General features: G+C 65.3%; 22 protein-coding genes. 7 read left to right on the forward strand and 15 right to left on the reverse strand.

The window, feature by feature from the left end:
* Positions 1-50: 50 nt before the first annotated feature.
* The 7 genes from QUW25_RS05370 to QUW25_RS05400 all read right to left on the reverse strand — a co-directional run bounded on the left by QUW25_RS05370 (position 51) and on the right by QUW25_RS05400 (position 9,791).
* Positions 51-1,259, reverse strand: coding sequence for a MalY/PatB family protein (locus QUW25_RS05370; RefSeq protein WP_289511191.1), 1,209 nt, complete (start codon positions 1,257-1,259; stop codon positions 51-53).
* 198 nt (positions 1,260-1,457) lie between these two features.
* Positions 1,458-2,588, reverse strand: a complete 1,131-nt coding sequence (leuB, locus tag QUW25_RS05375; protein ID WP_289511192.1) for a 3-isopropylmalate dehydrogenase — start codon at positions 2,586-2,588, stop codon at positions 1,458-1,460.
* The gene (leuD, locus tag QUW25_RS05380; protein ID WP_289511193.1) at positions 2,588-3,097 is read right to left on the reverse strand and encodes a 3-isopropylmalate dehydratase small subunit; all 510 of its coding nucleotides are present in this window, start codon (positions 3,095-3,097) and stop codon (positions 2,588-2,590) included. The genes leuB and leuD overlap by 1 nt, the downstream gene beginning before the upstream one ends.
* 353 nt (positions 3,098-3,450) lie before the next feature.
* Positions 3,451-4,953, reverse strand: a complete 1,503-nt coding sequence (locus QUW25_RS05385; RefSeq protein WP_289511194.1) for an L-fucose/L-arabinose isomerase family protein — start codon at positions 4,951-4,953, stop codon at positions 3,451-3,453.
* A gap of 239 nt (positions 4,954-5,192) precedes the next feature.
* Complete coding sequence (gene xylB, locus QUW25_RS05390) at positions 5,193-6,680, reverse strand: xylulokinase (RefSeq protein WP_289511195.1); 1,488 nt, start codon at positions 6,678-6,680, stop codon at positions 5,193-5,195.
* Between the two features lie 174 nt (positions 6,681-6,854).
* Entirely contained in the window at positions 6,855-8,117 is a 1,263-nt protein-coding gene (leuC, locus tag QUW25_RS05395; protein WP_289511196.1) for a 3-isopropylmalate dehydratase large subunit, read from the reverse strand.
* Between the two features lie 138 nt (positions 8,118-8,255).
* Positions 8,256-9,791, reverse strand: coding sequence for a 2-isopropylmalate synthase (locus QUW25_RS05400; RefSeq protein ID WP_289511197.1), 1,536 nt, complete (start codon positions 9,789-9,791; stop codon positions 8,256-8,258).
* A gap of 454 nt (positions 9,792-10,245) precedes the next feature.
* On the opposite strand from QUW25_RS05400, the gene QUW25_RS05405 reads away from it, so the two are divergent.
* From QUW25_RS05405 to QUW25_RS05420, 4 genes are all read left to right on the forward strand, one after another.
* Positions 10,246-11,076, forward strand: a complete 831-nt coding sequence (locus QUW25_RS05405) for a Cof-type HAD-IIB family hydrolase (RefSeq protein WP_289511198.1) — start codon at positions 10,246-10,248, stop codon at positions 11,074-11,076.
* 218 nt (positions 11,077-11,294) lie between these two features.
* On the forward strand, positions 11,295-12,536 hold the full coding sequence (locus QUW25_RS05410; protein WP_289511199.1) for a radical SAM/SPASM domain-containing protein: 1,242 nt from the start codon (positions 11,295-11,297) through the stop codon (positions 12,534-12,536).
* A gap of 84 nt (positions 12,537-12,620) precedes the next feature.
* Entirely contained in the window at positions 12,621-13,115 is a 495-nt protein-coding gene (locus QUW25_RS05415) for a hypothetical protein (protein ID WP_289511200.1), read from the forward strand.
* 39 nt (positions 13,116-13,154) lie between these two features.
* Entirely contained in the window at positions 13,155-13,436 is a 282-nt protein-coding gene (locus QUW25_RS05420; RefSeq protein ID WP_289511201.1) for a helix-turn-helix domain-containing protein, read from the forward strand.
* On the opposite strand, the gene nudC is transcribed toward QUW25_RS05420, so the two are convergent.
* Together nudC and QUW25_RS05430 are read right to left on the reverse strand one after the other, a co-directional pair.
* The gene (gene nudC, locus QUW25_RS05425) at positions 13,433-14,335 is read right to left on the reverse strand and encodes an NAD(+) diphosphatase (RefSeq protein ID WP_289511202.1); all 903 of its coding nucleotides are present in this window, start codon (positions 14,333-14,335) and stop codon (positions 13,433-13,435) included. The two genes, QUW25_RS05420 and nudC, sit on opposite strands and share 4 nt — an antisense overlap.
* A gap of 109 nt (positions 14,336-14,444) precedes the next feature.
* Positions 14,445-15,410 carry a DMT family transporter gene (locus tag QUW25_RS05430; protein WP_289511203.1) on the reverse strand — a complete coding sequence of 322 codons (966 nt, stop codon included), beginning with the start codon at positions 15,408-15,410 and terminating at the stop codon, positions 14,445-14,447.
* Between the two features lie 141 nt (positions 15,411-15,551).
* Between QUW25_RS05430 and QUW25_RS05435 the strand changes: the two genes are divergently transcribed.
* Both QUW25_RS05435 and QUW25_RS05440 read left to right on the forward strand, forming a co-directional pair.
* On the forward strand, positions 15,552-16,286 hold the full coding sequence (locus tag QUW25_RS05435; RefSeq protein WP_289511204.1) for an iron-sulfur cluster assembly scaffold protein: 735 nt from the start codon (positions 15,552-15,554) through the stop codon (positions 16,284-16,286).
* Between the two features lie 18 nt (positions 16,287-16,304).
* Complete coding sequence (locus tag QUW25_RS05440; RefSeq protein WP_289511205.1) at positions 16,305-17,309, forward strand: GGGtGRT protein; 1,005 nt, start codon at positions 16,305-16,307, stop codon at positions 17,307-17,309.
* Positions 17,310-17,412: 103 nt separating this feature from the next.
* On the opposite strand, the gene QUW25_RS05445 is transcribed toward QUW25_RS05440, so the two are convergent.
* Positions 17,413-18,195, reverse strand: coding sequence for a transposase (locus QUW25_RS05445; protein ID WP_289511206.1), 783 nt, complete (start codon positions 18,193-18,195; stop codon positions 17,413-17,415).
* A gap of 276 nt (positions 18,196-18,471) precedes the next feature.
* Between QUW25_RS05445 and QUW25_RS05450 the strand changes: the two genes are divergently transcribed.
* Entirely contained in the window at positions 18,472-18,906 is a 435-nt protein-coding gene (locus QUW25_RS05450) for a DUF1893 domain-containing protein (RefSeq protein ID WP_289511207.1), read from the forward strand.
* Between the two features lie 145 nt (positions 18,907-19,051).
* Here the strand turns inward: QUW25_RS05450 and QUW25_RS05455 are convergent, their stop codons facing one another.
* From QUW25_RS05455 to QUW25_RS05475, 5 genes are all read right to left on the reverse strand, one after another.
* Positions 19,052-19,732 (reverse strand): PspA/IM30 family protein, encoded by a 681-nt coding sequence (locus QUW25_RS05455; RefSeq protein ID WP_289511208.1) that lies wholly within the window; start codon positions 19,730-19,732, stop codon positions 19,052-19,054.
* A gap of 20 nt (positions 19,733-19,752) precedes the next feature.
* A complete protein-coding gene (locus tag QUW25_RS05460) occupies positions 19,753-20,841 on the reverse strand; it encodes a hypothetical protein (RefSeq protein ID WP_289511209.1) in 1,089 nt (362 codons plus the stop codon).
* Between the two features lie 369 nt (positions 20,842-21,210).
* The gene (locus tag QUW25_RS05465; RefSeq protein ID WP_289511210.1) at positions 21,211-21,492 is read right to left on the reverse strand and encodes a hypothetical protein; all 282 of its coding nucleotides are present in this window, start codon (positions 21,490-21,492) and stop codon (positions 21,211-21,213) included.
* Between the two features lie 5 nt (positions 21,493-21,497).
* Positions 21,498-22,532, reverse strand: coding sequence for an ABC transporter ATP-binding protein (locus tag QUW25_RS05470; protein WP_289511211.1), 1,035 nt, complete (start codon positions 22,530-22,532; stop codon positions 21,498-21,500).
* Positions 22,533-23,759, reverse strand: a complete 1,227-nt coding sequence (locus QUW25_RS05475) for an ABC transporter ATP-binding protein (protein ID WP_289511212.1) — start codon at positions 23,757-23,759, stop codon at positions 22,533-22,535.
* Between the last annotated feature and the right edge of the window lie 19 nt (positions 23,760-23,778).

Below are 23,778 nucleotides of genomic sequence, written 5' to 3' on the forward strand. Positions count from 1 at the left end.
GCGCGGCGCCGCACGTCACGTTTTGACGAGCGGCGCCGCGCGCTGGGTCATCAGGCGTTGAAGACGTGAGCGTCGAGGCGCTCAAAGGCCTCCTGCACGCGCGAGAGCGGCAGAGCGAGGTTCATCCGGATGTGGCAGGGGCCGTTGAACGCGCGGCCGTCCTGCCAGTACACGCCCACGCGCCACCCCTCGCGCAGCAACCACTCGACGTCACGCCCGTTCTTCTCGCACCATTGAGAGCAGTCGAGGAAGAGCATGTAGGTGCCCTGGGGCTTGAAGACGTCAACGCCACCAAAGTGCTCTGCTATGTAGCCGCACGCCCAGTCGACGTTACCGGCAATCACCTGGTTGAGCTCGTCCGCCCACGCGCGGCCATCTGCGGAGTAGGCGCCGATAAGCGCATGCTGCGAGAGCACGTTCATCGAGTTGTAGTGGGTCTTCTTGCCCCGCGTGGTCACGCGATCGCGCAGGTAGTCGCTGTAAATGACGTGGTAGCTGCCAATGAGGCCGGCGAGGTTGAAGGTCTTGCTCGGCGCGTAAAGGGCAACCGTGCGCATGCGCGCGTCCACGGACACGGACTGCGTTGGGATGTGCGTGATTCCGGGGCGCACGATGTCGGACCAGATCTCGTCCGAGATGACCACGCAGTCGTACTTCTCGTACAGCGCCATCGCGCGCTCGATCTCCCAGCGCTCCCAGACGCGCCCGCAGGGGTTGTGCGGGGAGCAGAAGATGGCCACGTGGATGCGCTCGTCGGCAAGGCGGCGCTCCATGTCCTCGTAGTCCATGCGCCAGACGCCCTCCTCGTCTCGCACGAGCGGCGAGTGGACGATCCTGAAGCCGTTGTCCTCAAGGCTGTGCGTGAAGCCCACGTAGGTGGGGCTGTGCACGAGCACGGGGTCTCCCGGCGCCGCAAATGCGTGCAGCGTGGACACCACGCCGCCGAGCACGCCGTTCTGATAGCCAATGTGGTGCGGATCGAGGTCCGTCACGCCCTTGCGCGTGCGATGCCAGTCAATGATGGCCTGGTAGTAGGCATCGCTTGCGTTGAAGTAGCCAAACGTCGGGTACTGCAGGCGCTCCTGAATGGCGCGCGTGATCGAGGGGGCCACGGGGAAGTTCATATCTGCGACCCACATGGGAATGGGGTCAAAGCCCGCGTCCGGCGCGGGGTAGCCAGAGCCGGGAGCCCCGATGGCGTCAACGGCGATGGCATCGTGGCCGGCTCGGTCGAGAATCGAGGTGAAGTCGTAGGTCATGGGCGTCCCTTCGTCGAGGTTTCCGGGTGATAGGATACCGCTCGGTCACCGCGCGGGGACTCAAGGCGACACTTCTCACGCCCAAAACGTCGGGATGCGCCCACGATAAGAACGCGGGGACGCGGGCCGACACTTTCACGAGAAGAAGCGTCGGCCCGCGTCCCCAAACAGGAGCAAGGTATCATGCGCCCGGAGCGCCTAGCCCAGGGCCTCCACGATCTTGTCGCCCATCGCCGCGGTGCCGAGCACCTTGTCTGCGGGCGTGCTCTCGTCGGCAATGTCCACGGTGCGCCAGCCCTCGTCGAGCACGCGCGTGACCGCGGCTGCCAGCTCGTCGGCGGCAGCGTCCATGCCAAAGCTATAGCGCAGCATGAGCTCAACGGAAAGGACCTGCGCGATCGGGTTGGCAATCCCCTGCCCCGCGATGTCCGGAGCGGAGCCGTGGCTCGGCTCATAGAGGGCCGTGCCATCACCCAGGCTCGCGGAGGCGAGCATGCCAAGGGAGCCCGTGAGCATGGAGGCCTCGTCGGAGAGGATGTCGCCGAAGGTGTTCTCGGTCACGAGCACGTCAAACTGGCGCGGGTTGGCAACGAGCTGCATGGCGGCGTTGTCCACGTACATGTCCTCGAGCGTGACGTCCGGGTACTCGGCGGCAACGTTGTGGGCCACCTCGCGCCACATGCGGGAGGTGTCGAGCACGTTGGCCTTGTCGACGGAGTGCACCACGCCCCTGCGGCGACGCGCCGCGTCAAAGGCCCAGCGCACCACGCGGTCAACCTCGTACTCGGAGTACTCGAGGATGTCGCGCGCGTACTCGCCGCGGGTACCACCCACGCCGGCGCCCTCCACGCCCATCATGCGCTCGTGGCCGCCAAAGTAGAGGCCACCCGTAAGCTCGCGGACGATCACCAGGTCAACGCCCGTAAGCACCTCGCGCTTGAGCGTGGAGGCATCGATCAGCGCATCGAACATGCGCACCGGGCGCAGGTTGAGGTAGAGCCCCAGCTCCTTGCGGATGGCAAGAAGCCCCTGCTCGGGACGAACGGCGCCCACGCGCGTGTCGGTCCACTTGGGTCCGCCCACCGCGGCGAGAAGAACCGCGTCAGCAGCGCGCGCGGCATCGAGCGTGGCGTCCGGAAGCGCGCTCACGGGACCGCCCGCCGCCTCGGTGGCGTCGATGGCAGCGCCGCCGATGAGCTGGTCCTTACAGACGAACTGGACGTCGTACTTCTCGCCAAGCGCCGCGAGGACCTTCTTGGCCTCGGCGATGATCTCGGGCCCGATGCCATCGCCCGGCAGGGTGCAGATGCGGTAGGTCGTGGAAGACATTACTCGGTGCCGCCCTTCTCGGCCATGACGCGCTTGGTGCGCGCGACAAGACCGCCGTCGTTGATGATCTCCTGGATGAACGGCGGGAACGGCTGCGCGTGGAACGTGGCGCCCGTCGTCTCGTTAGTGATGGTGCCGGTGTCCGCGTCCACGCAGACCACGTCACCGTTTTCGATGGCGTCAACGGCCTCGGGGCACTCGAGGATCGGCAGGCCCATGTTGATGGAGTTGCGGTAGAAGATGCGCGCAAAGCTCTTGGCAATGACGCAGGACACGCCGGCCTCCTTGATGGCCACGGGCGCGTGCTCGCGGGAGGAGCCGCAGCCAAAGTTCTCCTCGGCAACGACGATGTCGCCGGGGCTCACGCGGCTCACAAACGTGGGGTCGAGGTCCTCCAGGCAATGCTTGGCAAGCTCGGCCGGGTCGGAGGTGTTGAGGTAGCGCGCCGGGATGATGACGTCGGTGTCGATGTCGCGCCCGTAGCGAAAGACGGTCCCCTTGAACTGCATGATCATCCTTTCTGTACGCCCGTGGTGCCGCCGGGATCATCCCTGCGCCCAAACAGTTTGCTGCGCAAGAACTGCGCGAAAACCGTTCCGGCAGCTCATGGTCGAGAAGAACGTACGGATACGTTGGCGTCATTCTAACGTCGGAGCCGGCGAGCTCTTGCGGAAAGGGGAACGGGTTCTTCGAGCTGAAACGGAAGCGGCCACGAAGGACGCGCGAGCCGCGGACGATTTGGCGGCCCAAAGCGTCCACGGCCCGCGCGCATGGCAAACGGGCGGCCTGCGGACAGTCCCTTTGGGAGAGACGCCCGCAAGCCGCCCGCTCTTCTGGTCAGGTCAGCCGAGCAATCCCAGCCTTACGCGAAGGGGTTCTCCGTGGGGTACGGGAGGCTCTTGGGCTGGTTGTAGGCGATGTCCTCAACGCCCAGGAAGCGCAGGGCGTCAAAGAGGACGCGGCCGCAGTGGTTGAAGGCAACCGCGCCGTGGTGCGGGTAGCGCTTCTGGATCAGGACGTGGCGATAGAAGCGGCCCATCTCCGGGATGGCAAAGACGCCGCGGCCGCCGAAGGAGCAGGTCGTGACCGGCAGGACCTCGCCCTCGGCAACGTAGCTGCGCAGGACGCCGTCGGAGTCGCACTGCAGGCGGTAGAACGTGATCTGGCTCGGGGCAATATCCGCCTCGAGGGTGCCGCGGGTGAAGTCCGGCTCGGAGCCGGCGGGCTCGAGCAGGCGGTGCTGGATGAGCTGGTACTTGACCGCGCGGTCGGCGCAGAGCTTGCAGCTCGGGGTGTTGCCGCAGTGGAAGCCCATGAAGGTGTCCGTGAGCTTCCAGTCCTGATCGAACTTGTCGGCGATCTGCTCCTCGTAGAGGGAGGCGGGCACGGAGTTGTTGATGTCGAGCAGGGTCACCGTGTCGTCGGAGGCGCACATGCCGATGTACTCGGAGAGGGCGCCGTAGATGTCGACCTCGCAGGCCACGGGGATGCCGCGGGTAACGAGGCGGGAGTTCACGTAGCAGGGCTCAAAGCCAAACTCCTCGGGGAAGGCGGGCCAGCACTTGTCGGCAAAGGCCACGTACTTGCGGGCGCCCTTGTGCTGCTCGGCCCAGTCGAGCAGGGTCAGCTCAAACTGCGCCATGCGCTCGAGGAGGTCGGGGTAGTAGTTGCCCTCGCCCATCTCGGCGGCCATGTCGGCGCAGACGTCTGCGATGCGCGGGTCGTTGGCGTGGGCCTTGTAGGCAACGAGAAGGTCGAGCTCGGAGTTCTCCTCGATCTCAACGCCAATCTGGTAGAGGCCCTTGATCGGGGCGTTGCAGGCAAAGAAGTCCTGCGGGCGCGGCCCGAAGGAGATGATCTTGAGGTTGCGCACGCCGATGACCACGCGGGCCACGGGCACAAAGTCCTTGATCATCTGCGCGACCTCGGGGGCGGTGCCCACCGGGTAGGCCGGGATGTGCGCCGTGAGGTGACGCATGCCAAGGTTGTAGCTGCAGTTGAGCATGCCGCAGTAGGCGTCGCCGCGGCCGTTCACGAGGTCGCCGTCACCCTCGGCGGCGGCCACGCACATGGCCGGTCCGTCGAACTTCTGGACGAGCAGGGTCTCCGGCGTCTCGGGACCAAAGTTGCCGAGGAACACGACAAGCGCGTTGGCGCCGGCGGCAACCGCCTCGGCGAGGGCGGGCTCGACGTCGGCCTCGGACTCAACGGTCTTCTTCACCTCGACGGCGTCGACGCCGAGCTCGGCCGCGGCGGCCGCAACGGCGGCGCGGCGGCGCTCGGAGAGCTCGATCGGGAAGCAGTCGCGCGAGACGGCGACGATGCCAACCTTGACGTCAGGGATGTTGCTGGACGTGATGGCCATGCTGTTACTCCTCTCCTCGGGGCGCGAGAAGCGCGGTGCGCCCCAGCCAATTTGCTCTATAGATAGGGTCAGTTTATTAAACGTTTAGGCCTGACACAAATCTGCGAACGGTAGCATTTCTCTCGGTATCGGCATACCGCGAGCAAAACGTGGGTACACGGTGTTTATAAACGTTTATATACGTTCAAGGATGCTCGGGCTCTCGTGTGGCAAGGGACGGGTCCTCCACGGAACAGGCCTCAGTCGTTGCGGGCTCCCATCGTTTCAAACGTATCCCTCAGCGCGGGGTACAGCCCATGCCAGATCTGATAGCGCCGCTCGTACGCTGCGGTGAGCTCGAGCTTGGGCTCGATCCTCTCGCGTTCGCCCACGATGGCGCCCGCACACGCCGCAACGGAGGGGTAGGCGCCCGCCGCAACGGAGGCGAGCATGGCCCCGCCGTAGCCCGGCCCCTGCTCGGTGGTGGGCAAGACGAGCTCGATGCCCAGCACGTCAGCGAGCATCTGCAGCCAGAGGCGGCTCTTCGCGCCGCCGCCGCACACCGTCGAGGTCGTCACGTCAACGCCGAGCGAGCGCGCGATCTCCACCGAGTCGCGCACGGCAAAGGCAACGCCCTCGAGCACGGCGCGCGTGAGGTCCGAGCGCGTGGTGGACATGCTCATGCCCACGAAGGCGCCGCGGGCGTTGACGTCGTTGAGCGGGGTGCGCTCGCCCATGAGGTACGGCAGGAAGTACGGGAGGTCGGCGCGGGCAGAGGACCCGTCGATCCCCGCCTGCTCGGCCGCCATGTCGTCTGTGCCGAGCACGTCGTTCACCCACCAGGCGTTGCAGCTCGCCGCCGAGAGGATGCACCCCATGAGGTGCCAGGCCCCGTCCGCGTGGCAGAAGGAGTGGATGCGGTCCCCCACCCCCGAGGCAAACTCCGCGGTGGGAATGAACACGGTGCCGGACGTGCCGAGGCTGATGTTCATCGTGCCCGCGCCCACGGCGCCCGTCCCCACCGCCGCGGCGGCGTTGTCGCCCGCGCCGGCGGCCACGACCACGCCTCGTGGAAGCCCCAGCTCGTCGGCGACCTCGGGAAGCAGCGTGCCGATGGGCTCGTAGCTCTCGTAGACGCGCGGCATCTGCGCCGGGGTGAGGCCGCAGAGCTCGAGCATCTCGTCGCTCCACGTGCGCCGCTCCACGTCAAAGAGCAGCATCCCCGAGGCGTCCGAGACGTCGGTTGCGTACTCGCCCGTGAGCAGGTGGTTCAGGTAGTCCTTGGGGAGCAGCACGTGCGCGATGCGCGAGAAGAGCTCGCTCTCCTCGTCGCGCATCCACAGGAGCTTAGGCGCGGTGAAGCCGGCGTAGGCGATGTTGCCGGTGAGCTTGAGCAGCCGGGAGATGCCCACCTCCCCGTTAAGGAAGCGGACCTGCTCGCCGGTCCTGCCGTCGTTCCAGAGGATGGCGGGACGAATCACCTGGTCCTTCTCGTCCAGGGCAACCAGGCCGTGCATCTGGCCGCCGCAGCCGATACCCGCCACCTGGGAGGCGTCAAAGCCCGCGAGCAGCTCGGGAACACCCTCGCGCACCGCGCGCCACCAGTCCTCGGGGTTCTGCTGGCTCCAGCCGGGACGCGGGTACTCAACGTCGTAGGACCCGCTCGTGATGTTGAGAATCTCGCCCCGCTCGTCCATGAGCAGGAACTTGCAGGCAGACGTGCCCAGGTCGACGCCAATGAAGTACATGGTTGCCCCTTCTCTCCCCATGACGCTCACCGATCTGCATTCTTTTATAAGGCACTTTGGCTGCGTGCGCCCCGACGAGCAAGAAGAGCGGGCGGGCCATGGACGTTGTTCCCAGAAGATCGTCCACGGCCCGCCCGCTCCGGAGACGGCGGCTGGGCGGCAGCCTGCGGAGCCCTACAGGTCAGACGGCAGGGCGATGTGGCCCGCCACGGCGGACGCCGCGGCAACGGCCGGGCTCGCGAGGTAGACCTCTGAGGTCGGGTCTCCCATGCGACCGACGAAGTTGCGGTTGGTGGTGGAGACGCAGCGCTCCCCCGCCGCGAGGATGCCCATGTAGCCGCCCAGGCACGGGCCGCAGGTGGGCGTTGAGACCACGCAGTGCGCGTTGATGAAGATGTCCATGAGGCCCTCGTGGACGCACTCGAGCCAGACGCCCTGCGTGGCGGGAATCACGATGCAGCGAACGCCGTCGGCGACGGTGCGCCCGCAGAGCACCTCGGCCGCGGCGCGCATGTCCTCGATGCGACCGTTGGTGCAGGAGCCAATGACGACCTGGTCAATCGTGATGTCGCGGCTCTCTGCCACGGGATGCGTGTTGCTCGGCAGGTGCGGCCAGGAGACCGTGGGGACGATGTCCGCGGCGTCGATGTGGATGACCTGCTTGTACTGGGCGTCCTCGTCGGGGTGGTACTCGACGAAGGCTCGCTGGCTGCGGCGGCGCACGTACTCGCGGCACGTGTCGTCAACCTCAAAGAGCCCCGCCTTGCCGCCCGCCTCGATGGCCATGTTGGCAATGGTGAGGCGGCCCTCCACGGAGAGGGCCTCGATCGTGGAGCCGGCAAACTCCATCGCGCAGTAGAGGGCGCCGTCCACGCCGATCTTGCCGATCACGTAGAGGATGACGTCCTTGGCGGAGGCACCAGCGGGAAGCTCGCCGTCCACGACGATGCGGATGGTCTCGGGAACCTTGAACCAGGCGCGCCCGGTGGCCATGCCCACGCCGGCGTCGGTGGAGCCCACACCGGTGGAGAAGGCTCCGATGCCGCCGTAGGTGCAGGTGTGCGAGTCCGCGCCGATCACAAGGTCGCCGGGGACCACGATGCCGCGCTCGGGGAGAAGGGCGTGCTCAATGCCCATGCAGCCCTGCTCGTAGTAGTGCTCGATCTCGTACTCGTGGGCAAAGTCGCGCGTGACCTTGGTCTGCTCGGCGCTCTTGATGTCCTTGTTGGGGGCGTAGTGGTCGGGCACGAGGCAGATCTTGGTGCGGTCGAAGACGCCAGCGCCGATCTCGCGCACGGTCTTGATGGCGATGGGCGCCGTGATGTCATTGGCGAGCACGAGGTCGAGGTCGCACTCCACGAGCTGCCCGGGGACGACCTCCTCGAGCCCGGCGTGGGCGGCCAGGATCTTCTCGGCCATGGTCATGGGACGTGCCATGTCTCTCCTTCCGTAGAGCTCGCGGGAGGTTGTCCCCGTGCTCAAACAGCTTTGCTTCGCAAAGAACTGCGCGCGGGAACAACCTCCCGCGGAAGGCAGCTCGATGAAGGCTGCAGCGGCGAGAAAAGCTTCTAGCCGCTACTTACCCTCCTTGGAACGGGTGGTTTGGATCATGCGGTTGATGGCGTTCACGTACGCCTTGGCGCTCGAGACGATGATGTCGTTGTCGGCGCCGCGGCCGGTGTAGACGCGGCCGTCCTCGGCCGTGATGCGCACCGTGACCTCGCCGATGGCGTCGATGCCGCGGGTGATGGCCTTGACGGAGAACTCCGCAAGGTCTCCGTGGACCGCCACGACCTTGTCGATGGCCTGGTAGGCGGCGTCAACGGGGCCGGCGCCGGTGGCGGCCACCACGTGGCTTACGCCCAGCTCGTCAGTGATCGTGGCCGTGGCCGTGGGGATGAGCGGGTCGCCGCAGGAGACCTGCAGCGCCTCGAGCGTGTAGACGGCGGCAACGTCGCGCTGGCGCTCTTGGACCATGGACTCGAGGTCCTCGTCGTAGACCTCCTTCTTCTGGTCCGCGATCTCAAGGAAGCGCTGATAGACCTCATCAAACTCGGCGTCCTCGAAGGTGTAGCCAAGCTCGGCCAGGCGGTGGCGCAGCGCGGCGTGGCCGGAGCGAGCAGAGAGGATGATCTCGGAGCCGGCGGCGCCCACGTCGGCGGGGTCGATGATCTCGTAGGTGTTGCGGGCCTTGAGGACGCCGTCCTGGTGGATGCCCGAGGAGTGCGCGAAGGCGTTGGCGCCCACGATGGCCTTGTTGGCCTGGACGCTCATGCCCGTGATGCGGCTGACGAGGTGGCTCGCACGCGTGAGCTCCTGGGTCACGATGTCGGTGTGAGCGTCGAGCTCCTCGCCGTGCATCTTGATGGCCATGACGACCTCCTCGAGCGCGGTGTTGCCGGCGCGCTCGCCCAGGCCGTTCACGGTGCACTCGATCTGGCGGGCGCCGTTCTTCACGCCCTGGAGGGCAAGGGCCGTGGCCATGCCGAGGTCGTTGTGCGTGTGCACGGAGATGATGACATTCTCGATGCCAATGACGTTGTCCGCGAGCCCCTTGATGCGCCGGCCGAAGTCCTCGGGCAGCTGGTAGCCCGTGGTGTCCGGAATGTTCACGACGGTCGCGCCGGCCTTCACCACGGCCTGGATCACGCGCTCGAGGAACGCCTGGTCGGCGCGGCCCGCGTCCTCGGCGTAGAACTCGACGTCCTCCACGTAGCGCTTGGCGTACTCCACGCAGTGGATGGCGCGCTCGACGCACTCGTCCTCGGTGATGCGCAGCTTGTCATGCAGGTGAGAGGGCGAGACGCCAATGCCGGTGTGGATGCGCGGGCGCTTGGCGGTAGCCAGCGCCTCTGCCGCGCGGTCGATGTCCTTCTCGACGGCGCGCGTGAGGCCGCAGACCACGCAGTCGTCGCCCGCCAGGCGGCCGATCTCTGCCACGGAGCGGAAGTCACCGGGAGAGGAGATGGGAAATCCCGCCTCGATGACGTCCACGCCCATGCGGATGAGCTGCTGGGCGATGACGAGCTTCTCCTCGGTGTTCATGGAGGCGCCGGGGCTCTGCTCGCCGTCGCGCAGGGTGGTGTCAAAGATGTGAATCTTCCTGGTCATGTGAGCTGCCTTTCTCGTATGCCGTGGGCTTGGCTTCTCTGGCGCATGGCTCAAAAGAAAGTGCCCCGTTCCCAAGGGGAGCGGCGGCACGGACGCGCGCGCAAGGGTATGGGCCACTCCCTAGCGCGCGCCAGGTAGCGAGAGTAGGTTCTCGGCGAGAGGGGCACATGCGCGCCTGATAGCTCGAACGTCAGCTGTCCTGCGCTCCGCCATACCCTGCCCCCCGTGATCGTTGCGCCCTCGGACGGGCGCCCCTTTTGTCGCACTATCCCATAGATTCGGAGCGCCGTGCGGAACGGTTTCTGGTACGTAACAATCCGTTCCGCAGGCGGTTTCGGCGAGTCGCCCACGGTGCGGGTGGGAGGCCCTGCGGTCAAAGCCGTCCGGAGACCGCCGCGCTTCCCGCCGCGTACAATTGACGAGAAGAGCCACGTGACGAAAGCGAGCCCAGCCCATGTACCGACTCATCGCCAGCGACCTTGACGAGACCCTGCTCGACAGCAGCCACCGCATCCCCGATCGCGTCCGCGCCGCCATCCGTGCCGCGCGCGAGCTGGGCGCCCGATTTGTGCCGGCGACGGGGCGCCCCTTCAACTCCGTTGACGACACCCTTGCCGACCTTGAGCTTCTTGGGGCGCCGGGCGAGTACGTGCTCTCCTTCAACGGCGGCGTCATCATCGAGAACTCCAACGCCAGCAGCCCCCTCACCAGCTGCGAGCTCTCCCCCGCCACGGCAGGCGCACTCTATGAGGAGGGCGTGCGGCGCGGCCTCTGCATGCACCTCTACACCCTCGAGCACGTCTACCTCTACAACTACCTTCCCATTGAGCGCTCCTACATCGAGGGACGCATGAACATCGTCGAGACGCACGAGCGCACCCTGGACTTCCTCAGGGAGGCGGGCGAGAAGACCGTGAAGCTCCTCTTCATGAGCACCAGCATGGACGAGCTGCGCGCGACGGAGCGCGAGCTGGCAGACCTTGGCCTCACGGACGGACTTGACGTGGTGTACTCGTCAAACCGCTACCTCGAGTTCAACGCGCCCGGGGTCAACAAGGGCTCGGGACTGCTCGAGCTCGCGCGGCGGCTCGGCATCTCCCCCGAGGAGACCATGGCCATAGGCGACAGCTCCAACGACATCCCCATGATTCGAGCCGCCGGGCTGGGCGTGGCCGTGGCAAATGCGACAGATGAGGCAAAGGCCGCAGCCGACTACGTGTGCGCAGCAGACAACAATGCGGGCGGCGTGGCCGAGGCCATCGAGCGGTTTGTCCTCGGCGCGTAAGCGGCGGAATTGACAGACCGTTTCCTTATCTGTCCACTGTGATTAGATTTTTGCAGCGCGGGCAGCTCCTCTGTGCACGTGTACTTCAATCATATACAGTCACAGTGCCATAGATTAACTGGTTCAATGGTTGGTTTTTTCAGGTAACTGGCATCCAAAATCGGACATATACCCCCAGGTCTATTATTCACACCTGTCAGCAACCTGAAGGAACCAGCATGAGACTTTCTAGCAGCACGCGGCTCTTCTCGCTCTCTGGCATACCCATGGTCGGAAACGTTGTGACGGGCGCAATCATCGGACTCACCGTCTCAGGAAGCGCCCTCTGCCACAAAATGGCAGAGGGCGACGTCAGCGAGGACGAGGTCCCCGAGGACTGCGCGGAGCTCGTCGAGCATCTCCGCGCAGGTGCCTACCTCAAGGGCGCGCCTCTCCCCCAGCCACGCGTCACCAGCGCCTACCTGCACGTCACCCAGCGCTGCAACCTCGCCTGCCGATTCTGCTACTCGGAGGACGCTGGGAGAAACGCGCTCGCGGACCCAAGCCTTGATGACCTCATCCGCGCCATCAATCTTCTTACATCCCTTGGCGTCACGCGACTCGTCATATCTGGAGGCGAGCCCTTTCTGCGCCCCGACCTTCCCCACATTGCGGAGCACGCCAAGCGCTCCGGCGTGGAGGAGCTCATTGTTCTCACCAACGGGCTGCTCGTCACCAGGGAGCGCGTTGAGCCGCTCGTGGGAACTGTGGACTGTGTGGCGGTTGCCTTTGACGGGGCCTCCGCATCCGACCCCGCCCACCTTCGCGGAGAGCAGAGGTTCGACCTCCTCGTCTGCGCCGTCGAGACGGTCCGCTCGCTGGGCATCGGGGTACGGGTGCTGCCGACCCTCCACGCGAGAAACCTCTCGGACATGAACCGCTATCAGGACCTTGCCGATCGGCTGGGCGCAACCCTCGGCTTTAGCCTGCTCACCGGAAACGTCTGCGAGCTGGGAGATCTCTCGCCAACCGACGATCAGCTCAGGGAGATGGGCAGGAGGGCACGTGAGCTCGCCGGTTCCGGGAGCGACCCCCTTACGGAGAGGGGCTCGTCTTTTGCCGCCCGCCGGTCATGCGGCGCGGGCGTCCGAACGCTCAGCGTTGCCGCGGATGGCACGGTGTACCCCTGCCACATGCTGCACGACCAACGGCTCGCGATGGGAAGCGCGTTTTCCGACACTCCCGAGAAGATCATGGGCGGCCCCGTGGCGCAGCGTCTCAGGTGCCTGGACGTTGCGGAAATCGACGGCTGCGCCGCCTGCGACGCGCGTTACCTCTGCGGCGGCGGGTGCCGGGCACGCGCGCTCATGTCCGCGGGGAGCCTCACCGCCGCCGACCCCTACTGTGAGCTCCCGCGCTCGCACTACGAGCATATCGGCGAGCGGCTTGCCAGCGGGTTCGCGCCGAGGGGAGGTGGATGACATGCTGTTTGACACTGCGGAGCGGGCAACGGTCTGCGTTGAGATCTTCGGCATCATCATCGGCACGTAGTAAGGAGTCATCCCATGCCAGAGGAAGTCAGGAGCACATATCAGACAGCGAGAAGGTCGGCGACCATCGGGGCGGTCGCGATGGGGGTGGTCGGGGCGCTGCAGCTCCTCGTCCTCGTCACGTGCCTCGCAGCGGTCTTTGGCGACGTGGGCCCCTCGCTCATGGGGACGCCGCGCGGGTGGACGCTTCTTGCCTCCATCGCCACGACGCTCGCCTCCACCGTCCTTCTCGGGCGCTTCTTCTGGTTCTTTGGGAGGGACAGGTCCCCGTTTGGAACGAGGCAGTCGCTGAGGCTGCTCGTTGCCGCGGGGCTCTACCTGGCGAGGGTGGGCGTTGACGCGCTCATGCCCGCCCTCGCCTCCGTCGAGCTTGCCGGAGGGGCAATCTCCATCACGCAGCAACCGGGAATTGACCTCAAGACAGTTGCGGTTGTCGTTTTTCTCGGCTGTCTTGCGATGGTTATGCGCTATGGGGACGCTCTCAAGGAGGATTCGGACAGTATCGCGTAGAATGGGTGCAACATACACCGCTTTCCAGGGAGGTACAAGGTGCCCATCGTTATGCGACTCGACCGAGTCATGGCAGAGAAGAAGATTTCCTCGACGGAGCTTGCCGCTCGTATCGGCACCTCCACGGTCAACCTCTCCAACATCAAGAACGGCCACATCCGTGGGGTCCGCTTCTCCACGCTCGAGGCCCTCTGCCAGGTCCTCAACTGCAAGCCCGGAGACCTGATCGACTACGTGTCCCCCGAGGACCTCGCGCAGGAGCGCGCCCTCGGAGAGATCACGGAGCGCAGCTACCCGCGCCGCGGCGAGAAGAACGCCTAGTCTCCCCAGGCCCCGCGTCCGTACAACCTAAACCGCTCGATCATCTCGCCCGTGAGGCTGGCGCGGTCGCTCGTGCGCTCAAGGGGTATCTCGTCGCGCCTGAACCACCGGGCCTCCTTGAGCTCGGAGTGGTCGACGCGGAGGGCGTCGGCGCCGTCGACCTCGCACCAGAAGCCGGCCATGAGAGTGTCCGTGAAGCTCCACGGCTGGCTCTTGTAGAAGCGCAGGCCCTTGACGGAGAGCCCGACCTCCTCCATCACCTCGCGGCGCACCGTCCCCTCGAGCGGCTCCCCGATCTCGGTGAAGCCGGCGACGAGCGCCCAGAGCGCGGTGGTGCGCCCCGCGTAGCGCGTGAGCACAATGCGGTCGTCCGCGGGGTCGTCCGCGAGGCTCACCACGGCGACGATGACGCCGGGGCAGATCTTGGGGTACACGATGCGCGCGCATTCCGGGCACACGATCTCCCTGCTTGACGGGGCAAGCTCGGTGGGATGCCCGCAGCGGCCGCAGAAGCGGTTCTCGCGATACCAGCGGTCAAGCTGAGAGGCCGTTGCGGCCGCAAAGAGCAGGTGCTGGGGCTCGGCGTGGCGCAGCCAGTTGACGGACTCGTAGGAGAAGCCCGCCGGGACGGGCAGGCTGTCATCAAGCGCCAGGAAGAGACGCTCCTCCCCCAGCGAGAAGAGATACGTCACGCGAGAAGGACGGCGCGGGTAGTCGGCGAGCCGCGGAAGGTCGATCACCTCACCGGAGTCGCCCGCGTCGGCGTCCGAGCCGCCCACGTGCGTGACGCGCGTCAGGCAGCCGCGGTCGCGGAAGTGCAGGACATAGTCCTTCTCGCCCGGCTCGCAGGGCTCAAAGTGGTTGTCGTAGGCGTACTCCGCACCAAATTCCTGAATCATGGCTCCCCCTCTGCGCGGATGGCCGTCACCCGCGCGCGTTGGGGCGACTTCTGGACGCTTTTGTGGTCCATTGTGTCCTGGAGCCGCCCGTTCTTTCCGTACGGGCAGCTTACGGACGTTCTTTCGCCCCGGACCGTCCGGAACTCGCCCGCTTGCGCCCAAGGCCGAACTCGCTCACGAGAACGGCGACGAAGATGGTTCCAAAGCCCACGGCAATTCTCGGCGTCACGAGCTCGTTATAGAAGATGACGCTCGAGACCACGGCAAAGACACTCTCGAGCGAGAGCAGAAGCGACGCCTGGGCGGGCGGCACGTGGGCCTGCCCCAGGTTCTGCACCACCATGCACACGCAGGACGAGAGAAGCACGAGGTAGGCAAGGGAGAACCACACGTCGGCGCTCGCAAAGGCCGAGGGTGCGGGCGGCGGCCCCATGACGACGGCGGTCCCGAGGGCCACGAGGGCGCTCACGCCGAGCTGCACCACCGTGAGCGTCATGACGTCGTGCGCGGACGAGAAGCGCGCCACGAGCACGATGTGCACGGCAAAGAGCACGGCCGCCACGAGCGTGAGCCAGTCGCCGCCGCTCATGATGAGCGAGAGGTCGTCGCCAAGCGCCACCAGGCCAACGCCCACGATGGCAAGAAGCGCCGCCACGAGGTTGCCCGCGTCGGGGCGACGGCGCGTCACAAACCAGTTGATGAACGGCGTCATCACGCAGTAGGTTGCCGTGAGGAAGGCGTTTCTGCCGGGCGTGGTGTCGTCGAGGCCCACGTTTTGCACCACAAAGGCGGCGCCCGAGGCAAGGCCCAGGATGGCGCCCATGGCAAGGTGGCTCAGGTCCAGGTTGTCGCGCAGGCGCCTCCAGAAGAGCGCGCCCACTATGACGGTCGAGGCCGCAAAGCGGATGCCCATGAGCCACGCCGGGGGGATCACGTCGAGCGTGTCCTTCATGACCACAAAGGACCCGCCCCAGATGGCGGCGCACACCGCAAGCGAGAGCTTCCACGCCCACTGCGGCACGACGCGGCGCCCGGGTCGCGCAGTATTGTCTGCTATGTCCTTCTCGATAGTCACGAGACGTGATTATACCCAAGAAGAACCGTGAGATTGATGCCGCTCTGGCCTTCTCGCGCGCCGTTTTGCCGTAAACTAGATGGGACTGGCAGCACGGCCGGTCGCATGGCACCGACCTGATATCACGGAGAGGAGCACTACATGCAGTATTCCGCAGAAGTCGAGAATATGTGCCCCGTTGCCAAGGGCGCATATCACGGCCCCGCGCCCATCCCCGAGGAGGGCAAGTGGGTCCAGGCCAAGGAGATCAAGGACATCTCCGGCCTCACGCACGGCGTTGGCTGGTGCGCGCCCCAGCAGGGTGCCTGCAAGCTCACCCTTAACATCAAGGAGGGCGTCATCGAGGAGTGCCTCGTCGAGACCCTCGGCTGCTCCGGCATGACCCACTCTGCCGCGATGGCCTCCGAGATCCTCCCGGGCAAGACCATCCTCGAGGCCCTGAACACCGACCTCGTCTGCGACGCCATCAACGTCGCCATGCGCGAGCTGTTCCTCCAGATCGTCTACGGCCGCTCCCAGACCGCCTTCTCCGAGGACGGCCTGCCCGTCGGCGCCTCTCTTGACGACCTCGGCAAGGGCCTGCGCTCCCAGGTGGGCACCATGTTTGGCACCAAGCTCAAGGGCGCCCGTTACCTCGAGCTCGCCCAGGGCTACGTCACCCGCATGGCCCTGAACGAGAACAACGAGATCGTTGCCTTCGAGTTCCTGAACCTCGGCAAGTTCACCGACGCCCTCAAGAACGGCAAGTCTCCTGAGGACGCCATCGCCGGTGCCATGGGCCACTACGGCCAGTGGGAGAATGCCGCCAAGTACATCGACCCGAGGACGGACGAGGAGACCCACACGGTCGCCAACGTCTTCCCCGTTCACGAGTAGAAAGGGAGGGAAAACCAAATGGCAGTTTCGTTTGAGGGCTATGAGCGCCGCATCGACAAGATCAACAAGGTGCTCGCTGAGAACGGCATCTCCTCCCTCGAGGAAGCCGAGCAGATCTGCCTCGACAAGGGCGTGAACCCGCGCGAGATCGTCGAGGGCGTCCAGTCCATCGCGTTCGAGAACGCCAAGTGGGCCTACGTCTGCGGCTGCGCGATCGCCATCAAGAAGGGCGCCAAGAGCGCCTCTGAGGCCGCCGCCCTTATCGGCGAGGGCCTCCAGGCCTTCTGCGTCCCCGGCTCCGTTGCCGAGGACCGCAAGGTCGGCAAGGGCCACGGTGACCTCGGCGCCATGCTCCTCGGCGACGACACCGAGTGCTTTGCCTTCCTGGCCGGCCACGAGTCCTTCGCTGCCGCCGAGGGCGCCATCGGCATCGCGCTCAACGCCAACAAGGCCCGCAAGAAGCCGCTGCGCGTCATCCTGAACGGCCTCGGCAAGGACGCCGCCCAGATCATCGCCCGCATCAACGGCTTCACCTACGTGAAGACCCAGTTTGACTACTTCACGAGCGAGCTCAAGGTCGTCGAGACCATCCCGTACTCCGACGGCCCGCGCGCCGCGGTCAACTGCTACGGTGCCGACGACGTCCGCGAGGGCGTTGCCATCATGTGGCACGAGAACGTTGACATCTCGATCACCGGCAACTCCACCAACCCCACGCGCTTCCAGCACCCCGTAGCTGGCACCTACTTCAAGGAGCGCGTGCTTGCCGGCAAGAAGTACTTCTCCGTCGCCTCCGGCGGCGGCACCGGCCGCACCCTGCACCCGGACAACATGGCTGCCGGCCCCGCCTCCTACGGCATGACCGACACCATGGGCCGCATGCACTCCAGCGCCCAGTTCGCCGGCTCCTCCTCGGTGCCCGCGCACGTTGACATGATGGGCCTCATCGGCATGGGCAACAACCCCATGGTCGGTGCGACCGTCGCCTGCGCCGTCGCCGTCAACGCCGCTCTCAACGAGTAGCGATGCTGACAAAGGTGACAGGGTAAACTGTCACGTTTCGGGCCGTCACCCCCCCCCGGGTGGCGGCCCTTTTTCATGACAAAGGTGACAGGGTAAACTGTCATCAGTCGTTGCCCTGCGCTTCTCGCTCCCGGCGAAGCACGTAGGCAATTGTCCCCCTCCCCACCCCCGTCATGCGCTCGATGCGCCGTATGGAAAAGCCCAGTTTGCTCAGCACCACGATGGCCTTGTTCCTCCTGGGCTTGGAGAGTCCCTTGACGTCACCGGGAGCGCAGAGGCCTGCGGCGAGAAGGGCATCTGTGGCAATTGTCAGCGCGTCGTCCTCATCCAACAGCTCGCAGCGCGGGACATACGCATAGGCATCATCCGGCTGACGAATCAGCCTGGCAAATCCTTCCGTCCCCTGAAGCATGTCCAGCACGATATCGGTTCTCGTGAGCTGAGCCGTCTTGTTTCCAACGTATTCGGAATAGCTGCTCCACCGGTACTTCTCGGCAGCACAGAGCCCGCCCTTTTCAGGGTTGAGGTGAACGTACCTCACGGCAGCAAGCAGTTGTCGATCGCTTTCGATCGTCTCGCTGAAAAAGCGCTCCTGAAAGACGTGCCCCACATGACCGGTACGCGCGTTAAATCGGTTTGCATAACGGGTCAGAAGCGTGCGCATGACATCGCTGAGCCTGCCGTCCGGGTCCAGCAGAACAATGTGCACGTGGTTCTCCATGAGGCACCAGGCAATGACGCTCACCCCCTCTGAGTGCGTACACTCCCGGAGCAGCCTTACAAACGCAGCGCGATCTTCGTCGCTTTCAAAGATGATCTGCTTGCCGTTGCCTCGCGTCACAACGTGGTAAAACCCCGATTCGGCAACCCTGCGGGCAGCCCTCATGACCTCTCTCCTCTCCTTAGATGATGAGATAACAATTCCCCAAAGAGATTCAGAGTATTCAGTGATTTTTAATTTCTACTTGTTTCTTTTATAGTGATAGTTATCAGCTAAATAATGGGAAGATATGAGGAAGCCAGCAGGCAGTTTGATGACAATCTACCCTGTCACCTTTGTCACCTTTGTCATGTCATTCGGCGAGCGGTATTGTCGCCCCTTGTGGTTGTGATAAATTGCCCACTGACTTGATTCACCCACGAATCTGGGAGGATTGAAGACATGCAAGCCACCGATTTGGACCTCGCCCGCGCCCTGCTCATCGCCAACAAGGGGGCCACCCTCGTCGCCGTGCGCGGGGACGAGATCTACACCTGCACCGAGCGCGGCGTGAAGCCGCTCCTCAAGTGGGTGCTCGACCACAAGAGTCTGCGCGGCTTCTCCGTGGCCGACAAGGTCGTGGGCAAGGCGCCCGCGCTGCTCTACGCCATTCTGGGGCCCGAGGCCGTCTTCTCCCCCGTCATGTCCTGGACCGGCCGCGCGGTGCTTCTCGCCAGCGGCATTGCCACGAGCTACGACCTCCTGGTGCCCCACATCTCCAACCGCAGCCGCACCGGCCAGTGCCCCATGGAGGACACCGTCGCCAACGTCTGGGAGCCCTACGAGGCCGTGAGCGCGCTCGAGGAGCGCGCCTGCCAGATGGGACTTCTCATCTAGCGGGCAAATCAACAGAGAAGCGCAACGCGCGGGCGAGAAGAACGGTCTTCTCGCCCGCGCGTTTCGTAACGGTTCATGACAGTTTACCCTGTCACCATTGTCATCATGACAGTTTACCCTGTCACTTTTGTCACCTTTGTCATCATTAGAGGCCCATGTCGGCTTTGAGGCGGGCGAGCTCGTCCTCCACGGCGGCGTCGCTGGCGGCGTCGGCGTACTTGGCCTCAAGCGCCGCGGCATCGTCGACAGGCTCCTCACTGAGCTCCGCCATGGCGTCGGCGGTGTCGAGCATCTTGTCGGCCTTCTCCTCCATGCGGTTGAACGCCTCGATGGCGCTCTCGGCCTTGTCGGCGCCGGAGGTGAAGCCGGCGACCTTCTCCTGCGTCTTGGCAACGGCCATCTTGGCCTTGATCGTCTCGCGGCGGCTCTTCAGCTCCTCGATGTCGCCCACGAGCTTGTCGTGCATCTGACGCATCTTTTCGGCGTTGGCGTGCGCGGCGTCGGCGGCCTTTGCCATCTCGGCGCCCGCGGCCTCGAGCTTCTGCTTCTTGGCGAGAAACACGCGCGCGTCGTCCTCGTTGCCGGCGGCGAGCGCCTTGCGCGCGAGACCCTCCATGCGGGCGACTTCCTCGGCGTTGGCATCGACGGAGCGCTTGGTGCGCGCCTCCTCCGCCATCACGGCTGCCGTCTCCTGCTTGACCTCGGCAAGCGACTCGGTGAGGTCAACAAGGTACTGGTCGACCATCTTGGCCGGGTCCTCCGCCTTGTCGAGCAGTTCGTTGACGTTGGCCTTCACGATGGTGGCAAAACGATCCAGGATTCCCATGTCTGTTCCCTTCTAGAGAGCTAGTCCTTGTCCCCGCTCACGGGGCCGTCCTTCTCGTACTTGTCCGCAAGGTCCTCGACGTCCTTCTCGCCGAACTTCTCGAGCGGGGTGTTGAGGATGTCCTCCATCCTCTTCTGCTCCGCCGCCTCCTTTGCCTTGCGCTGGCGAACCACAACGTAGGCAACAACACCCACCACGGCAACAACCGCGACGACGACGCCCACGGTGCCAAACGTCTCCTCGCGCGCCTGCTCGTCCGCAGCGGACATGATGCGGTCGGCCGTGTTGCGGAAGGCGTCCGAGAAGACCTCCTCATCGCTCTCGGCGTTGTTGTAGGCGTCGTTAAGCTCGTCCGCCAGGATGTCAAGCGCCTCGGAGTCCATTATGGCAGAGGCCTCCGTGCCAACCACGTACCCGCAGTTGAAGGAGCCGTGCCCGTCGTCGCAGAAGACGAGGAGAAGGTGCCCCTCGTCCGAGAAGAGCTCGTCATAGAGCGTCTCCGCGCGCGCCGTGAGCTCTTCGACGGACGCACTCTCACCGTTGGGGAGAATGTAGACGTAGGGCTGCACGCCGGTCTTGTCAAAGAAGTGCTCGAGGCCGCTCGTGAGGGCGCCCGCGCTGTGGATCCAGTCACCATCGGCGTCCGTGTACCAGTCCGTCTTGGAGACGGCGCTGGCAGGGAGCTTCTCGCGCACGGTGCTCGACGCCTGGGTCTGGGACTGGCTGGAGGAGTACCCGTACCCGTAGCCGCCGCTGCAGCCCGGAAACGCCGTCGAGAAGAGCGCAAAGACCAGGGCGAGAACCACGATGGCGGCAAGGATGCCAGCGCAGCCGCCGCACCCGCAGCCGCCGGCACCGCCGTAGCCCGGGGTCACGACGACGGGACGGTGCCAGCCGCCAAAGAAGGGCATGCCCATATGGGGACGAGGCATGGGGCCCGGACCACCGGGATGCGGCCCGCCCGCGGGATGGAAGCCGCCAAAGCCGCCCGACCTGCCGCCGGAGCGTCCGCCGCCGCCCGAGAAGCCGCCCGAGCGACGTCCGCCACCCGAGAAGCCCCCGCTGCGGCCGCCTCCGCCGCCCGACCTGCCGCCACCAGATCTACCCATGGCATCCCCTCTCAGATAAGGTTCTCTTGCCAGTATGCCAGAACGCGCTCCGGCACTCCCCCAGCACCCCGTCATGCCGAGAATTGCCGCCCTCTGTACCACCTTTTCAAAATCGTGTCGAGAAAAGCCCGCCTCTGTACCGCTGCCTCAACCGCAATGACCGCTCGCCGGCACAGAGGGCATTGTTTCTCGGCACCTAGTGGTACAGGGGGCCGATTCCGTCGGCATAAGCACGCGAGAGTGGTACAGACCCCTGGTTTTCTCGGCACCAAACGCAGCAGCTGGTACAGAGCGCCGATTCTCTCGGCACGGTGGTGACAGGACGGCGATGACAAAGGTGACAGGGCAAGCTGTCACCCTTGTCCACCTCTACTGCAGGAACATCCAGAAGGCCAGCAGGCCAAAGACGATCACGCCGAGAAACGCCACGTAGACGCAGCCCACCGTGAGGCCTGCGCGAAGGGCGCCGAGCATCATCCAGAGGCGCTCCTTCGTGGTGAGCTCAACCTTTGGTCGACGCGGCGCACGCGGCTCCCGTGGCCCGCGCCGCTCCGGCAGGTGCCCAAGGAGCGACGGCCGCTCCACCGCCGACATATCGGCGATGACGCGGCCGTCGTCCTCAAAGTCGTCTGTCCTGCGCCTCGCAGCCACGGGCCCTACTCGTCGTAGAGGTGGCAGGAGACAAAGTGACCCGGCTCAAGCTCCTTCTGCTCGGGCGCGATCTCCTTGCAGCAGTCCTTGGCAAACGGGCAGCGCGTGTGGAACTTGCAGCCCTTGGGCGGGTTTGCCGGCGAGGGAATGGAGCCCTCGAGCACGATGCGGTTCTGCTTGGCCTTGGGGTCCGGGATGGGAATGGCCGAGAAGAGCGCCTTGGTGTAGGGGTGCAGCGGGTTGCGGAAGATGTCTTCCGTGAAGCCATACTCGACCATGCCGCCGAGGTACATGACGCCCACCGCGTCGGAGATGTGCTCGACGACGGAGAGGTCGTGGCTGATGAAGAGGTACGTGAGCCCGCGCTCCTCCTGCAGGTCGTGCAGGAGGTTGATGATCTGCGCCTGGATGGACACGTCGAGGGCGGAGACGGGCTCGTCGCAGACGATGAACTCGGGGTTCAGCGCCAGGGCGCGCGCGATGCAGATGCGCTGGCGCTGGCCGCCGGAGAACTCGTGCGGGTAGCGCATCTTGTGGTACGGCTGCAGGCCGCACTCCTCCATGACCTTGTCGATGTAGTCGTCAAACTCGTCCTTGGGCACGAGGTTGTGCTCGCGGACGGCTTCGCCCACGATCTCGGAGATCGGGAGGCGCGGCGAGAGGCTCGAGTACGGGTCCTGGAAGATGATCTGCATCTTGGTGCGGGCGTCGTGGAGCTCTTTGGCGGTGAAGTCATAGACCTCGCGGCCGTTGAAGAGCACCTGGCCGCCGGTCTTCTCGCCGGCAAGGCGCAGGATGGTGCGGCCGGTGGTGGACTTGCCGCAGCCGGACTCGCCGACGAGGCCCATCGTGTGGCCGCGGCGCAGCTTGAAGGACACGCCGTCAACGGCCTTGACGAAGCCCTGGGTGCGGTTGAACATGCCGCCCTTGATGGGGAAGTACTTCTTGAGGTCGTTGACCTCGAGGATGATGTCCTCGGTGCCGGGGGCCGCGGGGGCCTGCGTGGACGTGACGTCCACAGTCGTGTTCGTGGATGCCATTTACTTGTCCTCCCCCTCCGTGCCGGTGCCAGAGATGAGCTCGTCGAGAACCGCGGCGGTCTCGTTGGCGGCATCGGCCGTGGCGTTGTCGTAGTAGCGGTAGCAGCTCACCTCGTGCGTGGGCGAGAGGCGCACCATGTGCGGGTACTCGCCGTCGCACGCCTTGACGCAGAGCTCGCAGCGGTCCTTGAAGTAGCAGTAGTTGGGCATGTTGACCGGGTTGGGAACCTTGCCCGGGATGGAGTAGAGGCGCTCCACGTGCTTGCCCACCACGGGCTTGGAGGCCATGAGGCCAATGGTGTAGGGGTGGGCGGGGTGATCGAAGATCTCCTCGGCGGTGCCGCGCTCGACGATGCGGCCGGCGTACATGACCACCACGTAGTCGGCCATCTCGGCGACGACGCCCAGGTCATGCGTGACCAGGATGATCGAGGAGTTGATCTTGTCCTTGAGAGAGCGCAGGAGGTCGAGGATCTGCGCCTGGATGGTCACGTCGAGGGCCGTGGTGGGCTCGTCGGCGATGATGATGCGCGGGTTGCAGGCAAGCGCGATGGCGATCATGATGCGCTGGCGCATGCCGCCGGAGAGCTCGTGCGGGTACATCCCGTAGACGCCCTCGGAGTTGGCGATGCCAACGGTCTCGATCATCTCAATGGCGCGAGCCTTGATCTGCTCCTTGGACCAGTCCTTGCCGTCGTGGAGGGCGATGACCTCCTCGATCTGCTCGCCCACCTTGAAGACGGGGTTGAGCGAGGTCATGGGCTCCTGGTAGATCATGGAGACCTCAGAGCCGCGGATCTTCTGCATGGCCTCCTCGGGCGCCTTGGTCACGTCGATGGCGTGGTCGCCCAGGTTGAGGCGGATGGAGCCGCCCGTGACCTGGCCCTGCGGGCGCTGGAGGAGCTGGATGAGCGAGAGGCAGGTGACGGACTTGCCGCAACCGGACTCGCCCACCACGCCCACGGTCTTGCCCACGGGGACGTCGTAGGACACGCCGTCGACGGACTTCACCACACCCGTGTCCGTGAAGAAGCAGGTGTGCACGTCGTCAAACTCGACGGCGTTGTTGGGGTCGCGCATCTCGCAGGCGTACTCGGACGGGTCCACGTTCTTGCGCTTGCGCTTCTTCTCGTACTGCTCGGTGATCTTGCGGTTCTCGCGCGAGATCTTGCGGGACTCCTTGGCGGAGAGGTAGCCCGCCTCTTTCTTCTTGTCAGATCCAAACATTGGCTTGTCTCCTCTCTGC

Origin of the sequence: Thermophilibacter provencensis, assembly GCF_030372065.1 — a bacterium.
Classification (GTDB): Bacteria; Actinomycetota; Coriobacteriia; order Coriobacteriales; family Atopobiaceae; genus Thermophilibacter; species Thermophilibacter provencensis_A.